Source organism: Geothrix sp. 21YS21S-4 (genome assembly GCF_030845995.1).
GTDB lineage: Bacteria > Acidobacteriota > Holophagae > Holophagales > Holophagaceae > Geothrix.
Window position 1 is genome coordinate 322,296 of the sequence record NZ_CP132719.1, and the last position, 14,301, is coordinate 336,596.

Annotated in this window: 14 protein-coding genes and 4 tRNA genes; all 18 read left to right on the forward strand. The window is 65.5% G+C overall.

Features of this window, described 5'->3' with window-relative positions:
* Nucleotides 1–82 precede the first annotated feature (82 nt).
* Nucleotides 83–658, forward strand: coding sequence for a ribosome recycling factor (gene frr / locus RAH39_RS01585; protein ID WP_306591055.1), 576 nt, complete (start codon nucleotides 83–85; stop codon nucleotides 656–658).
* 193 nt (nucleotides 659–851) lie between these two features.
* A complete protein-coding gene (locus RAH39_RS01590) occupies nucleotides 852–1,625 on the forward strand; it encodes a TSUP family transporter (protein ID WP_306591056.1) in 774 nt (257 codons plus the stop codon).
* Between the two features lie 58 nt (nucleotides 1,626–1,683).
* Entirely contained in the window at nucleotides 1,684–1,974 is a 291-nt protein-coding gene (locus tag RAH39_RS01595; protein WP_306591057.1) for a hypothetical protein, read from the forward strand.
* 102 nt (nucleotides 1,975–2,076) lie between these two features.
* Nucleotides 2,077–3,453: an OmpP1/FadL family transporter gene (locus tag RAH39_RS01600; RefSeq protein ID WP_306591058.1), complete on the forward strand. Its 1,377-nt coding sequence runs from the start codon at nucleotides 2,077–2,079 to the stop codon at nucleotides 3,451–3,453.
* A 2-nt stretch (nucleotides 3,454–3,455) separates the two neighbouring features.
* Nucleotides 3,456–4,214 carry a 23S rRNA (guanosine(2251)-2'-O)-methyltransferase RlmB gene (gene rlmB, locus RAH39_RS01605; RefSeq protein WP_306591059.1) on the forward strand — a complete coding sequence of 253 codons (759 nt, stop codon included), beginning with the start codon at nucleotides 3,456–3,458 and terminating at the stop codon, nucleotides 4,212–4,214.
* A 133-nt stretch (nucleotides 4,215–4,347) separates the two neighbouring features.
* Nucleotides 4,348–4,434, forward strand: a tRNA-Tyr gene (locus RAH39_RS01610).
* Between the two features lie 32 nt (nucleotides 4,435–4,466).
* Nucleotides 4,467–4,542, forward strand: a tRNA-Gly gene (locus tag RAH39_RS01615).
* 66 nt (nucleotides 4,543–4,608) lie between these two features.
* Nucleotides 4,609–4,683, forward strand: a tRNA-Thr gene (locus RAH39_RS01620).
* Between the two features lie 51 nt (nucleotides 4,684–4,734).
* The gene (tuf, locus tag RAH39_RS01625) at nucleotides 4,735–5,928 is read left to right on the forward strand and encodes an elongation factor Tu (protein ID WP_306591060.1); all 1,194 of its coding nucleotides are present in this window, start codon (nucleotides 4,735–4,737) and stop codon (nucleotides 5,926–5,928) included.
* Between the two features lie 32 nt (nucleotides 5,929–5,960).
* On the forward strand, nucleotides 5,961–6,110 hold the full coding sequence (rpmG, locus tag RAH39_RS01630) for a 50S ribosomal protein L33 (protein WP_306591061.1): 150 nt from the start codon (nucleotides 5,961–5,963) through the stop codon (nucleotides 6,108–6,110).
* Nucleotides 6,111–6,159: 49 nt separating this feature from the next.
* A tRNA-Trp gene (locus tag RAH39_RS01635) sits at nucleotides 6,160–6,235 on the forward strand.
* 69 nt (nucleotides 6,236–6,304) lie between these two features.
* Nucleotides 6,305–6,499: a preprotein translocase subunit SecE gene (gene secE / locus RAH39_RS01640; protein WP_306591062.1), complete on the forward strand. Its 195-nt coding sequence runs from the start codon at nucleotides 6,305–6,307 to the stop codon at nucleotides 6,497–6,499.
* A gap of 13 nt (nucleotides 6,500–6,512) precedes the next feature.
* Nucleotides 6,513–7,151 carry a transcription termination/antitermination protein NusG gene (gene nusG, locus RAH39_RS01645; RefSeq protein ID WP_306591063.1) on the forward strand — a complete coding sequence of 213 codons (639 nt, stop codon included), beginning with the start codon at nucleotides 6,513–6,515 and terminating at the stop codon, nucleotides 7,149–7,151.
* A gap of 192 nt (nucleotides 7,152–7,343) precedes the next feature.
* Complete coding sequence (gene rplK / locus RAH39_RS01650; protein WP_306591064.1) at nucleotides 7,344–7,775, forward strand: 50S ribosomal protein L11; 432 nt, start codon at nucleotides 7,344–7,346, stop codon at nucleotides 7,773–7,775.
* Between the two features lie 131 nt (nucleotides 7,776–7,906).
* Nucleotides 7,907–8,599: a 50S ribosomal protein L1 gene (rplA, locus tag RAH39_RS01655; protein WP_306591065.1), complete on the forward strand. Its 693-nt coding sequence runs from the start codon at nucleotides 7,907–7,909 to the stop codon at nucleotides 8,597–8,599.
* 10 nt (nucleotides 8,600–8,609) lie between these two features.
* Entirely contained in the window at nucleotides 8,610–9,098 is a 489-nt protein-coding gene (gene rplJ, locus RAH39_RS01660; protein ID WP_306591066.1) for a 50S ribosomal protein L10, read from the forward strand.
* A gap of 54 nt (nucleotides 9,099–9,152) precedes the next feature.
* Nucleotides 9,153–9,530, forward strand: a complete 378-nt coding sequence (gene rplL / locus RAH39_RS01665) for a 50S ribosomal protein L7/L12 (protein WP_306591067.1) — start codon at nucleotides 9,153–9,155, stop codon at nucleotides 9,528–9,530.
* 370 nt (nucleotides 9,531–9,900) lie between these two features.
* Nucleotides 9,901–14,292 carry a DNA-directed RNA polymerase subunit beta gene (gene rpoB, locus RAH39_RS01670; RefSeq protein WP_306591068.1) on the forward strand — a complete coding sequence of 1,464 codons (4,392 nt, stop codon included), beginning with the start codon at nucleotides 9,901–9,903 and terminating at the stop codon, nucleotides 14,290–14,292.
* The last annotated feature ends 9 nt before the right edge of the window (nucleotides 14,293–14,301 follow it).

Here is a 14,301-nt window from a genome sequence, read left to right on the forward strand (position 1 = left end):
GGGGAAGTGCCCCACTCTAGCACGCGTGGAACCGCGGCCTTCCTGAGGTATAAAAGAGGGTTTCCGATTTGAAGAGGTGCCCATGTCCATCCAGACCCCCGACGCCGTCCTGCAGGAGACCAAGCGGCGCATGCACGCGTCCGTGGAGGCGCTGAAGAAGGAGATGGCCACCATCCGCACCGGCCGGGCCAACGCGAGCCTGCTGGACAACGTCCACGTCGAGTACTACGGCTCCACGGTTCCCCTGAACCAGATGGGCACGGTGTCCGTCCCCGAGGCCGGAATGCTGGTGGTGACGCCCTTCGACAAGAGCGCCATCAAGGCCGTAGAGACGGCCATCCTCAAGTCCGAATTGGGCATCAACCCCTCCAACGACGGCAACGTGATCCGCCTCCCGATTCCGATGCTCACGGAGGAGCGGCGCAAGGAGCTGGTGAAGGTGCTCCACCGCCTGGGCGAGGAGATCAAGACCGGCGTCCGCAACATCCGCCGCGACGCCAACGAGGACGTGAAGAAGCTGGAGAAGGCGAAGGAAGGGCACATCTCCGAAGACGCGGCGAAGAAGACCCTGGAGGACATCCAGAAGGTCACCGACGCCCACATCAAGGAGATCGACGAGGCCATGAAGCACAAAGAAGCCGAGATCATGAAGGTCTGACCCCGCCGGGACCCGGCGAGGGTCAGAATAACGCCCGAGTGGGACACGATCCGGCGCGTGACCAGCCGGAATCGCAGCCCGCGAAGCCGGCCCCCGGCGAGGGTCAGAGCCACGCCGGAGTGGGACGCGCTCCAGCGCGGGGCGATGCTCCCTAGCTCATTTGTGCCGTTGAATCGCTTCTCAGAAGATCCCCATGCCCTCCCTCCCCGTCCTCGTCCTCCTCATGCTGGCCGCCCTCCTGGCGGGGTTCATCGATGCCGTGGTGGGAGGAGGCGGGCTGATCACAGTCCCCGCGCTGATGCTCGGGCTGCCGGCGGGGACGCCCCTGCCGACGCTGCTGGGGACGAACAAGGCGGTGGCGGTGACGGGCACCACCTTGGCCGCGGGAACGTTCCTGCGCTCCGGTGCGCTGGCGTGGCGCGAACTGGTGGGACCCGTCCTGGCCTCGGCCCTCGGCGCTTCCGTGGGCGTGTGGCTCACCTACCGCGTCCACGGGGATTTTCTGAAGCCCATGCTCTTGGTTCTCCTGGTGGCGATGCTGGTCTTCACGCTCCTCAAGCCGGAGCTGGGCAGCCTGCACGCGCCGCGCTTCGGGCTCCATCACCAGCGGGGTCTGGCGGCGCTCATCGCGCTGGCCCTGGGCTTCTACGACGGGTTCTTCGGGCCGGGCACGGGCTCGCTGCTGATCTTTCTGTTCGTGTCGGTGCTGGGATTCGATTTTCTGCGGGCCTCGGCCCTGGCCAAGGGCGTGAACTGGGCGTCGAACCTCACGTCCATGGTCCTGTTCGTGAGCCGGGGGAGCTGGATCCCCGGCGTGGCCGTGGGCATGGCCGCGGCGAACGGCGTGGGCGGCTATCTCGGCGCGCACGTCGCGGTGAACCGCGGCAGCGGGTGGGTGCGCGGGCTGTTCATCGCCGTCGTGGGGGCTTTGATCCTCCGGCTGGGCTGGCAGCTGCTCGTGCCCTGACCGCGGCTCCGGTTTCCCCGGTGGCCGGAAAAGCGGACCCGGGTATGCTGGTCGCTCCATGCCCGCTTCCCGCCACCGTCCTTTCGCCTGGGACATCCTCTTCCGAGCGCTGCGCTTCTTCTACCTGCTGTGGGGGGGGATGCTGCTGTCGACCCTGGCCTTCTACGGGCGGCTGAAGCTGCCGCCGGCCTTCTGGCACTGGCCGGACCTGTGCCGAGCGCTGATGGGCCCCTGGGGCCGGGCGGTGGCCCTGGCGCTGGGACTGGTGATGTGCCTGGCGGCGCTCCTGGAGGTGTGGGAGCTGGTGGATCGCCTTCTGGTTCGCTTCATGGACGATCCGGATTCCTGATCCTCTTGGTGATCGGGGATCTTTTGGCGATCCTGGAGCCTTGGGCTTGAACCCTTCGGGGGTTCGGGCCATTCAAGAGTCGTGTTTCGGAGGCGGGGCGATATGGCGCAGGCGGTTCGTGGAATCATCGGGGCGGGACTCGTACTGGGGGCCGCCGCGCTTCCGGCCGTGGCCCAGAGTCTGGCCCTCCCGGCGGCCGATCCCGTGGGCATCAGCCGGAGCGGGGCCCAGGTGGCCTACGGCTACAGCCTCGAAGCCGCCGCCCTCAATCCCGCCCTGCTGGCCTCCCTCCGGGAAAAGGGCGGCTTCTATCTCTCCGGTGGAGCCGACCTGGCGTCCATCCAGCAGAGCCTGGAATCTACCCAGTTCACGCGCTACAGCGCCGACCGCAACCGCGCCCTGGTGGCCTTCGGCGCCGGCTACCACCTCTCGCCCACGTTCAGCCTGGGATTGAAGCTGGACGAGCCCTTCGCCCGTCACGCCCAGCTCCTGGACGATGCCCCGAGCCGCTTCCAAGGCGACGGGATCGATCTCTCCGCCCGACGGCTGGAGGCGCAGGCCGCCTGGGCCCTCAGCCCCAACCTGTCCGTGGGTGTGGGCGTGGGCGCCGCCCGGCTGGGATTCGAGTCCAGCAGCGTCATGCGGTTCGGGATTCCCCTGGACGCCTCCGTGCCCGCCTCCGGCACCAACCCGGTCAGCGGCCTGGTGGAGCAGCGCGTGGGCCAGTCGGGCCACAAGACCGTGCCCAGCTACTCCCTCGGCATCCGGTGGGCCATCAGTCCCCGGTGGACCGTGGCCGCCGCGCACCAGTCGGGGCTGAAGGGAGACCTCGATCTCCAAGCGGGTTTCCGCGGCGCGGACATGGGCGTCTATGCCAATGACGGCCTCAGCCGGACGGCGCCCCTCGGCACGGCCGCGCGGGTTCCCGCGCTCCTGGCCGCGTCCACGCCGTTTCACGCGGGAAGCGACACCGTGGAACTGCCCTCGCAGACCACCCTCGGATTCCGTCACCGGGCCACGCCCATGGTGACCTGGGAGATGGACGTGCGCTGGACCTCGGCGGGCCTCCGGGTGCCCTCCTTCGCGCAGGTGGCCACGCCCAGTGGAACCGTGGTCTCGCCCGCGGAGATCGCCCAGGGCAAGAGCCACCTCGGGGTCGGCGCTTCCGTGGAAGTGGAACTCGGGAAGTTCTGGACGGTGCGCGGCGGACTGTCCCTGGACCAGCGATCGCAGGAGGAGGCCCTGACGGAGCCCCTGCTGGACGGGTCGCGGACGGCGGCCTTCTCCATCGGCGCGGGCTACAAGGTGTGGGGCGGCGAACTGAACTTCGGCTACCAGTACCGGCTGAGCGAGGATCAGGATTCCCGCACGATGGTGGGCAGCTGGAGCTCCTCCGGCTACCGCGTCGTGCAGGCCGACCGGCTGCGGATGGAGGGAATGGGACACCTCCTGGCCCTCGGCTTCAAGAAGACGTTCTAGCCGTGCGCTATCTCGGTCCCCACGCCTGCGAAGAGGCCCTGGTCCGCGGCGAACTGCACACGGTCTGGATCGCGCCGGCGGCCTTCGGGCGGCTGGCGCGGTTCATCGCCGAGGCCCGGACCGCCGGCGTCGTGGTCCATCGGGAGCCCATGGAGGGCCTCGATCGGCGCAGTCAGGGCCAGCGCCATCAGGGCATCCTGGGCGAGGGCGCGGCCTTCGCGTACACCGATTTCGAGGACCTGCTTCCCCGCTTGACGGCGAAGGGGGACGCGTCCCTCGTCCTGGCGCTGGACGGCGTGACCGATCCCCACAACCTCGGCGCCATCCTCCGCTCCGCCGCCGCGGCGGGCGTGGATGGCGTCGTGCTGCCGGAACGGCGCTCGGCGGCGGTGAACGAGACCGTGATCCGCGCCAGCGCCGGAACGGCGGGTCGCGTGCCCGTGTGCCGGGTGGTGAACCTGGGGCGGGCCCTGGACGGATTGAAGGACGCGGGCGCGTGGATCTACGGCCTCGCGGCGGGCGAAGGAAGCCGCGACTACCTGGCGGAGCCCTTCGACCGCGCCACGGTGCTGGTGATGGGCGCCGAGGGAGAGGGCCTCCACCTCAAGATCCGCGAGCGCTGCGACGGCCTGCTGCACATTCCGATGCCCGGCGGCGTGGAGAGCCTCAACGTGTCCGCGGCGGCGGCAGTGGCGCTGTTCCGCGTGCTGGCGCGGCGCAGCACTCCGAAGTTTTCCCTTGAGGCGTCCCCAGGGGTGTGATACCTTTCGAGTTCCCTGTCAGGAAAGCCCTGCCTCGCAGCGAGCCTGACACGGAGCCCTTTCCGGGCTTCGAGGACCGCCTTACGGGGCGCCCCTGGGAAGATTGACAAGCCCCGGGAGGGGCGCCGGACATGCCGAGATGGCCGAGTGGTTAATGGCAGCAGACTGTAAATCTGCCACGCATCGCGTTACGGAGGTTCGAATCCTTCTCTCGGCACCAGTCCTTTGGATCGCATTCAGATCGATCCCTTCGCGGGAATAGCTCAGTTGGTAGAGCGTCAGCCTTCCAAGCTGAATGTCGCGGGTTCGAACCCCGTTTCCCGCTCCACCCTCCCCGTCCTCCGGGCCGCCCGGTCGGACGGAAAGGCCCCCGCTCCCGCGGGGAAGGTTCCAAGCCCACATAGCTCAGCGGTAGAGCACTTCCTTGGTAAGGAAGAGGTCACCGGTTCAAGCCCGGTTGTGGGCTCCACCCTTTGCATCGTTCCCCTTCATTCTCTCTTCCACCCTTCAGGAGGCACCCGTGGCCAAAGAGAAATTCGACCGTTCGAAGCCCCACGTCAACATCGGCACCATCGGCCACGTGGACCACGGCAAGACGACCCTGACCGCCGCCATCACCTACGTGCTGGCGAAGAAGTTCGGTGGAGAGACCAAGTCCTACGACCAGATCGACTCCGCGCCCGAAGAGAAGGCCCGCGGGATCACGATTAACACCGCCCACGTCGAGTACCAGACCGAGAAGCGGCACTACGCCCACGTGGACTGCCCCGGTCACGCCGACTACGTCAAGAACATGATCACCGGCGCGGCCCAGATGGACGGCGCGATCCTCGTGGTCGCCGCCACCGACGGCCCCATGCCCCAGACCCGCGAGCACATCCTGCTCGCCCGTCAGGTCGGCGTGCCCTACATCGTGGTCTTCATGAACAAGATCGACATCGCCGACCCCGAGCTCGCCGAGCTGGTCGAGATGGAAATCCGCGACCTGCTGTCCTCCTACCAGTACCCCGGCGACGAGATCCCCATCATCAAGGGTTCCGCCCGTCTGGCCCTGGATCACGCCGACACCCCCGACCACGCCGATTGCGCCTGCATCCATGAGCTGATGGCCGCCGTCGACGCCTACATTCCCGATCCCGTCCGCGCCATCGACAAGCCCTTCATCATGCCCGTCGAGGACGTGTTCACCATCACCGGCCGCGGCACCGTGGTGACCGGCCGCATCGAGCAGGGCATCGTCAAGGTCGGCGAGGAAATCGAGATCATCGGCCTCAAGGACACCGTCAAGAAGGTCGTGACCGGCGTCGAGATGTTCCGCAAGTCCCTGGACCAGGGCCAGGCTGGCGACAACGCTGGCATCCTGCTCCGCGGCGTGGAGCGCAAGGACGTGGAGCGCGGCCAGGTGCTCGCCAAGCCCGGCAGCATCACCCCCCACACCAAGTTCAACGCGCAGGTGTACGTGCTGACCAAGGAAGAGGGCGGCCGCCACACCCCGTTCTTCAACAAGTATCGTCCCCAGTTCTACTTCCGCACCACCGACGTGACCGGCTCCATTGAGCTCGAGGCCGGCCGCGAGATGGTGATGCCCGGCGACAACGTCACCCTGACGGTCGAGCTGATCCAGCCCATCGCCATGGACAAGGGTCTGAAGTTCGCCATCCGCGAGGGTGGTCGCACGGTGGGCGCCGGCAACGTGGGCGAGATCCTGGCCTAGAGCCGGACCGCCCTCCGACTTAGGAGGTCCCCATGCGCGACATCATTCATCTGCAGTGCCAAGAGTGCAAGCGTAAGAACTACAGCACGACGAAGAACAAGAAGACCACCACGGGCAAGCTTGAATTCAACAAGTTCTGCCGGTTCTGTGGCGGTTATCGGGTTCACCGCGAGACGAAGTAGTCTCCGGTCCCGAGGGTTCCCACCCGGCTTCCCGCCGGGTGGTTCCCACAGGGGAGTAGCTCAGCTGGTAGAGCAGCGGACTCCAAATCCGCAGGTCGCGGGTTCGAACCCTGTCTCCCCTGCCACCTTCCCGGCCCCGGCGGACTCGCTCGGGGCCAGGTTTTTCTGACCGAATCCTTACCGCGAGGCCCATCGTGATCGGAGCCATCAAACAGCAGGCCAAGGATCTGTTCGCGGAGCTCGACCGCGTCGATTGGCCGAGCAAGGAGAAGGTGATGACTTCCACCTGGACGGTGGTGATCGTTTCCGTCTTCGTCGGGGCGTTCCTCTGGTCCGTGGATTGGCTTCTCTCCAAGGGCTTCGCGTACTTCTTCCTGAAGGCCCGTTGAGCCGGAGGCAGCCATGACCGATCTCGCGAGCACCCCCCAGGACACGACGATTCCCGTACAGCCCCAGGGCCGGGAGTTGAAGTGGTTCATCATCCACACCTACTCGGGCTACGAGGCGAAGGTGATGGAGCATCTCCGGCAGCGCATCAAGATGGAAGAGCGCGACGGGAGCTTCGGGGACATCCAGATTCCCGAAGAGACCTACGAGGAGATGAAGGTCGACGCCAAGTCCGGAAAGAAGGAGCGCGTCGTCAAGAAGCGGAAGTCCTTCCCGGGCTATCTGCTGGTCCAGATCCAGGTGGAGCGCAAGCCGGACGGCTCTGTGGAGATGGCCGACGCCGACTGGCACCTGGTGCGGAACACGCCCAAGGTCACCAGCTTCGTGGGCGCCAACAAGAAGCGCCCCACGCCCCTGACGGACGACGAAGTCCGCCAGATCATGCACCACACGGAAGAGACCCAGGAGAAGCCCAAGCCGAAGTACCACTTCGAGAAGGGCGAGAAGGTTCGCATCATCGACGGTCCCTTCGCGAACTTCGAGGGCGACGTGGAGGAGATCCACGAAGAGCGGTCCACCATCAAGGTCATGGTCACCGTCTTCGGCCGCTCCACGCCGGTGGAACTGGACTTCATCCAGATCGAAAAGAGGTGAGGCCGGCCGGGGGTCATTCCCCGGCTGCTTCGTTTCATTTCCTGAAGACTTCTTCGGATTCTTCAGATAAACTGTTCCGTCCCGGTCCGTCTGGATCGGGACGTTTTCAACCCGGTCGGCATCTACGCGGATGCAGGGCCCTCAAGGCGGACGTCGCCGGCATGCGCCGGAATCCCCCGCGGGAGTAGAGACATGGCAAAGAAGATCACCGGCTACATCAAGCTGCAGCTGCCCGCGGGCGAGGCCACCCCGGCCCCTCCCGTCGGTCCCGCGCTGGGCCAGCACGGCGTCAACATCATGGAATTCGTGAAGCAGTTCAACGCGAAGTCCGTGGGCGCGGTGGAGAAGGGCACGACCCTGCCCGTCGTCATCACCGTCTTCGCCGACCGCAGCTTCAGCTTCATCCTGAAGACCCCGCCCGCCGCGGTGCTGATCAAGAAGAAGATCGGCCTCGACAAGGGCAGCGCCACGCCCAACAAGCAGAAGGTCGGCAAGATCACCAAGGCGCAGCTCGCCGAGATCGCCAAGGTGAAGATGCCCGACCTCAACGCCGGCAGTCTCGAGGCCGCCGTCCGTTCCATCGCGGGCTCCGCGCGCTCCATGGGCGTCGAAGTCATCGACTGATGTTTTTCGCGCGGGTCCCCAAACCCGTGCGAGCTGCGTTTTAGTCTTTCGTTTTTGTTGGAGAGCCGCGTCGTGCGGCGATCCCGGCCACCGCGACCGTCATCGCGGGAGATCGTTCGAATGGAGCCAATATGGCAAAACCTGGAAAGAAGTACCGGGCTGCCGCGGCCAAGATCGAAGATCGCCCCTATGAGCTGAAGGATGCCCTCGCGGTCGTCAAGGACTCGGCCTACGCCAAGTTCGACGAGACGGTCGAAGTGCACATGCGGCTCGGCGTCGACCCCCGTCACGCGGACCAGATGGTCCGCGGGACCATCGTCCTGCCCCACGGAACGGGCAAGACGATGCGCGTGGCGGTCATCGCCGGTGGCGAAAAGATCAAGGAAGCGGAAGCGGCGGGCGCCGAGATCGTGGGCGGGGACGAGCTGGTCGAGAAGATCGCCGGCGGATTCCTCGACTTCGATGCTCTGGTCGCGACCCCCGACATGATGAAGGGCGTCGGCCGGCTGGGTAAGGTCCTCGGTCCCCGCGGCCTCATGCCCAATCCCAAGACCGGCACCGTGACCTTCGACGTGGTCAAGGCCATCAAGGAGATCAAGGCCGGCAAGGTGGAGTACCGCGTCGACAAGACCGGCATCATCCACGCGCCCGTGGGCAAGCTGTCCTTCGGTGTCGAGAAGCTGGAAGAGAACGCCAAGGCGCTCATCGATGCCGTCCACAAGGCCAAGCCCGCCACGGCCAAGGGCAAATACGTGAAGACGATGTACGTCGCCTCCACCATGGGCCCCTCGGTCACCCTCAACACCACAAGCGTTGAGAAGTAGGAGGCCGACCATGGAAAAGAATAAGAAGATCGCCGAAGTCGCCGAGCTCAAGGAAACCTTCGCGTCCGCCACCTCGGCTGTCGTGATCGAGTTCAAGGGCCTCGTGGTCGTGAAGGACACCGCCTTCCGCAAGAGCATCCGCGAGAGCAAGGCCCAGTACCGCGTCAGCAAGAACACCCTGCTCCGCCTGGCCGTGAAGGACACGTCCTTCGAGGCCCTCGGCGGTTCCTTCAAGGGCGCCAGCGCCGTGGCCACCACCAGCGACGATGTCATCGCCCTGGCCAAGGCCGTCAATAGCTTCCTGAAGGACAATCCGGCCGCGACCTTCAAGGCCGGCGTCATGGACGGCAAGCAGATCGACGCCAAGGAACTGCAGGTTCTCGCCGAGCTGCCCAGCCGCGAAGTCCTGATCGCCAAGCTGCTCTACCTCATGACCTACCCGATCTCCGGTCTGGCGGTCGCCCTCGAGGGCATCCGCAAGCAGAAGGCCGGCGAGTAGGCTGTGGGGCTTTCCCCCGAATCCAAACCTCAATCTCGAATTTAGGAGGCCATCATGGCTCTCACTGCCGACCAGCTCATCGCTGAGATCGAAACCATGACCGTCCTTGACCTGGCCAATCTGGTCAAGGCCCTTGAGGAGCGCTTCGGCGTCTCCGCCGCCGCCATGGCCGCTCCCGCTGCCGGTGGCGCCGCCCCGGCTGCCGCTGCCGAAGAGCAGACCGAGTTCAACGTCATCCTGGCTGACGCCGGCGCGAACAAGCTGAACGTCATCAAGGCCGTCCGCGAGATCGTCGCCGGCCTGGGCCTCAAGGAGGCCAAGGATCTCGTCGACGGCGCCCCCAAGGCCGTCAAGGAAGGCATCGCCAAGGACGAGGCCCAGAAGATCAAGGAAAAGCTCGAAGCCGCGGGCGCCAAGGTCGAGATCAAGTAGCCTCTTCCCAAGCATTGACGCAAAGCGTAGGGTGCACCCCGCACCTTGCGCTTTGCGGTTTTGTCTGGATCTGGTACGATTATTCCTTCCGCCCGACTTCTCGGGTGGTTCCGCCTCCCACAAAGGCCCCTGGTTGCGAATCGTCCTCAGTCGCCGCTTTCTTCCTTACGCCGCCGGGCTGCTTCTTTCACCGATCGGTGGCGGAGCGGCCATCGGCGCGTCCGTCCCGGCTCGCCTGTTCCGACCGTAATCCCTTCCCCGGGGCCGCGGCTCCGGGGGTCCCGCCGTCTTTGCCTAGGGCCCGCAGCACCGGCTTCTTCCGCCGCGGGTCGTCCATAGAAGGTTCCGCCAACTGCATCTGGAGCGAACCATGAGTGTTCAGCAGAACATCTACCGCCAGCGCCACAACTTCTCGAAGATCCGGTCCCTGGTTCCCATTCCCAACCTGATCGACATCCAGAAGCGCAGCTACGACGAGTTCCTCCAGATGAACCTGCTCCACAGCGAGCGGGAAGGGCGCGGCCTCAAGGCCGTGTTCGAATCGATGTTCCCCGTCCACAACGGGAAGAACCCCGAGGGCACGGACGCCACCCTGGAAGTCGAGTTCCTCGACTACACCGTGGGCCACTGGGCCTGCAAGTGCGAGAAGTACTTGGGCCTCGAGCACCTCCGTACCCAGTGCAAGCACTGCGGCCACAGCATCGTGTCGGACCACCCCAAGGACCCGACGGTGGACTGCCCCAAGTGCGGCACCCGCAACAAGAACGCGGCCACCATCTGCGACGTGTGCCAAGAGCCCGTCTCGATGAAGCAGAAGATGGGCATGGACGAGTGCGTGGAGCGCGGCTCCACCATGGCCGCCCCTCTGAAGATCCGCGTGCGCCTGAATCAGTTCGACAAGGACGACAAGGGCAACCGCCGCTTCAAGCAGAGCCAGGATTCGGAAGTCTACTTCGGCGACCTGCCGATCATGACCGACCGCGGCACGTTCATCATCAACGGCACCGAGCGCGTGATCGTGAGCCAGCTGCACCGCAGCCCCGGCGTCTTCTTCAGCATCGCGTCGGACAAGAGCCTCTACAGCGCCCAGATCATCCCCTACCGCGGATCCTGGATCGAGTTCGAGCTGGACGCGAAGGGCCTGCTCTACGCCCGCATCGATCGCAAGCGCAAGTTCCTCGGCGCCACCTTCATGCGCGCCCTGGGCCTGTTCAGCGAGGACCTCAGCTACAACGAGGCCATGCTCCGGCACTTCTACACGCCGGCCACCTTCTTCCTCAAGAAGGGCAAGCTGAGCGTCGCCGTGAGCGACCTCCTCGTGGGCCGCAAGCTCGGCGAGGCCGTGAAGCATCCCAAGACCAAGGACGAGATCCTGGCCAAGGACAAGAAGATCACCCGCCGCGTTCTCGAGCAGATGGAGAAGGCGGGGATCAAGGACGTGCCCGTGGAGCGGGAGATGCTCGACGGCGCCGTTCTGCTGCAGGACGTGGTGAACATGGGCACCGGCGAAGTGCTCATGGAAGCCAATGAGCCCTTCCTTCAGACGCACCTCGAGATGTTCCTGGCCAACGATGTGCAGTCCTTCGACGTCTGCTTCCCCGAGGCCGACGCCACGGGCAAGGTGTTCTCCGAGACCCTGGCCAAGGATCACACCGAGGACAGCGAAGAGGCCGCCAAGGAGCTCTTCAAGAAGATCCGTCCCGGCGAGCCGGCCACCCTGGAGTCCAGCAAGAAGCTGCTCTTCGGGATGTTCTTCGATGGCCAGAAATACGACCTCAGCAAGGTGGGCCGCCACAAGATCAACGCCAAGCTGGCGCTGTCCACGGACCTCGACTTCCGCACGCTGGGCACCGACGACTTCGTCAAGACCGTCCACTACCTGCTCCGCCTGAAGAAGTACGACACCACCCGCCAGGACATCGGCGAGATCGCCCCCGTGCGCGCGGACGACATCGACCACCTGGGCAACCGTCGCGTCCGGTCCGTGGGCGAACTCCTGGAGAACGGCTTCCGCGTGGGCCTGGTGCGCGTCCAGCGCGCCATCAAGGAAAAGTTTAGCATCGCGCAGGACCCCAACAGCCCCCTGCAGGCCCATGACCTGATCAACAGCAAGCCGGTCATCGCGGCCATGAAGGAGTTCTTCGGCAGCAGCCAGCTCTCCCAGTTCATGGACCAGACCAACCCGCTGTCGGAGATCACCCACAAGCGCCGCCTGTCCGCCCTCGGACCCGGCGGTCTCAGCCGCGACCGCGCCGGCTTCGAGGTGCGCGACGTGCACACCTCGCACTACGGTCGCATCTGCCCCATCGAAACGCCTGAAGGTCCGAACATCGGCCTCATCAGCTCGCTCTCCTGCTACGCCCGCATCAACGAGTTCGGCTTCATCGAGAGCCCCTACCTCAAGGTGGAGAACGGCCGCATCGTCCACTTCGCCAAGGTCACCAGCGTCGGCGACTCCAAGTTCGGCTACATGGACGTGGTGCGCCTCGACGACCTCGAGGAGGAGAACAAGAAGCTGGCGAAGGGCGGAAAGCGCCCGGCCAAGTACGAGATGCACGCCTTCTACCTCTCCGCGTGGGAAGAGGACGAGCACGTGATCGCCCAGGCCAACGTCCGCGTGGACGCCGAGGGCGCCCTGCAGGACGAGGACGTCACGGTCCGCGTCGCCGGCGAGACCAAGATCGTCGCCCGCGACAAGGTCACCCTGATGGACGTGAGCCCCAAGCAGGTGGTGTCCGTCGCCGCCTCGCTCATTCCGTTCCTTGAGAACGACGACGCGAACCGCGCCTTGATGGGCGCCAACATGCAGCGCCAGGCCGTGCCGCTCATCCGCACCGAGGCCCCCATCGTGGGCACCGGCATGGAATACGTGGCCGCCAAGGATTCCGGCGCCTGCGTGGTGTGCCGCCGCTCCGGCATCGTCGAGACCGTGGACGCCAACCGCATCGTGGTCCGGGTCGAGGACGATCCGGAAACCGAGGGCATCGAATCCGGCGTCGACATCTACACGTTGGTCAAGTTCGCCCGCAGCAACCAGAACACCTGCCTCAATCAGACGCCCCTCGTGAAGAAGGGCGAGTACGTCACCGAGGGCCAGATCCTGGCCGACGGTCCCTGCACAGACCACGGTGAACTGGCCCTGGGCCGCAACCTCGTCGTGGCCTACATGCCCTGGCGCGGCTACAACTTCGAGGACGCGATCCTGATCTCCGAGCGCGTGGTGAAGGAAGACCTCTACACCACCATCCACATCGAGGAGTTCGAGGTCCACGCCCGCGACACCAAGTTGGGCCCCGAAGAGATCACCCGCGACATCCCGCAGGTCCGCGAAGAGGCTCTCAAGAATCTCGACGACAGCGGCATCATCCGCATCGGCGCCACCGTGAAGCACGGCGACATCCTGGTGGGCAAGGTCACGCCCAAGGGCGAGACCATTCTCAGCCCCGAAGAGAAGCTCCTCCGCGCCATCTTCGGCGAGAAGGCCAGCGACGTGAAGGACGCCAGCCTGACCGTGCCCCCCGGCATCGAGGGCACCGTGGTGGACGTCAAGGTCTTCACCCGCAAGGGCCAGGAGAAGGATCTCCGCACCCAGCAGATCGAGCGCGACCAGATCGCCAAGTGGGAGAAGGATCTCTCCGACGAAGAGCGCATCATCCGCGCCGAGGCCAAGAAGAAGATCGTGACCCTGCTGAAGGGCAAGGAGCTCTCCGAGACCCTCACCGACGACAAGGGCCAGAAGGAGCTGCTGCCCAAGGGCAAGAAGCTCACCCAGAACATGCTCGAGGCCGTGTCCTACCACCGCTTCCGGCAGGTCTCCGTCGCCGCGGGCAAGAACCGCATCGAGACGGAAGTCCTGGACATCCTGGACAAGACCGAGAGCCAGCTCAAGGTTCTGCGCGACATCCTGAACGAGCGCATGGAGCGCCTCCTCAAGGGCGACGAGCTGATGCCCGGCGTGCTCAAGACCGTGAAGTGCTACGTGGCCGTGAAGCGCAAGCTGCAGGTCGGCGACAAGATGGCCGGCCGCCACGGCAACAAGGGCGTCGTGAGCCGCATCCTCCCCGTGGAGGACATGCCCTACCTGCCCGATGGCCGACCCGTGGACATCGTGCTGAACCCCCTGGGCGTGCCTTCCCGTATGAACATCGGCCAGGTGCTCGAATGCCACCTCGGTTGGGCGGGCAAGACCTTGGGCGTCCACTTCTCCACGCCCGTGTTCGACGGCGCCCGGGAAGCGGACATCAAGGGCTTCCTCACCCAGGCCTGGGAGAAGAACAACAAGCTGGGGCCCGACATCACGGGCAAGACCATGCTGTTCGACGGGATGACCGGCGAGGCCTTCGAGCAGCCGGTGAACGTGGGCTGTGTCTACATGCTCAAGCTGCACCACCTCGTGGACAACAAGATCCACGCCCGGAGCATTGGACCCTACAGCCTCATCACCCAGCAGCCCCTCGGCGGCAAGGCCCAGTTCGGCGGCCAGCGCTTCGGCGAGATGGAAGTGTGGGCGCTGGAAGCCTACGGCGCGGCGCACGTCCTGCAGGAACTGCTCACCTACAAGTCCGACGACATGCACGGCCGCACCCAGATCTACCAGGCCATCATCAAGGGCGAGACCATCAAGGATCCGGGCCTCCCCGAGAGCTTCAACGTCGTGAAGAAGGAACTGAACGCCCTCTGCATCGACGTGGAGATGCTGACGCGCGACATGCTGGATCCCGAGGAAGAAGTGGAGCCCGCGGTCTTCTCCATCGAAGGCTGATTCTCCCTT

Bases quoted from the DNA above. Each gene is read 5' to 3' on its own strand.
- RAH39_RS01595 (WP_306591057.1), top strand. From the start codon at position 1,684: ATGCCCGCTTCCCGCCACCGTCCTTTCGCCTGGGACATCCTCTTCCGA.
- rplK (WP_306591064.1), top strand. From the start codon at position 7,344: ATGGCAAAGAAGATCACCGGCTACATCAAGCTGCAGCTGCCCGCGGGC.
- RAH39_RS01600 (WP_306591058.1), top strand. From the start codon at position 2,077: ATGGCGCAGGCGGTTCGTGGAATCATCGGGGCGGGACTCGTACTGGGG.
- frr (WP_306591055.1), top strand. From the start codon at position 83: ATGTCCATCCAGACCCCCGACGCCGTCCTGCAGGAGACCAAGCGGCGC.
- rplJ (WP_306591066.1), top strand. From the start codon at position 8,610: ATGGAAAAGAATAAGAAGATCGCCGAAGTCGCCGAGCTCAAGGAAACC.
- rpoB (WP_306591068.1), top strand. From the start codon at position 9,901: ATGAGTGTTCAGCAGAACATCTACCGCCAGCGCCACAACTTCTCGAAG.
- rplA (WP_306591065.1), top strand. From the start codon at position 7,907: ATGGCAAAACCTGGAAAGAAGTACCGGGCTGCCGCGGCCAAGATCGAA.
- nusG (WP_306591063.1), top strand. From the start codon at position 6,513: ATGACCGATCTCGCGAGCACCCCCCAGGACACGACGATTCCCGTACAG.
- RAH39_RS01590 (WP_306591056.1), top strand. From the start codon at position 852: ATGCCCTCCCTCCCCGTCCTCGTCCTCCTCATGCTGGCCGCCCTCCTG.
- rpmG (WP_306591061.1), top strand. From the start codon at position 5,961: ATGCGCGACATCATTCATCTGCAGTGCCAAGAGTGCAAGCGTAAGAAC.
- rplL (WP_306591067.1), top strand. From the start codon at position 9,153: ATGGCTCTCACTGCCGACCAGCTCATCGCTGAGATCGAAACCATGACC.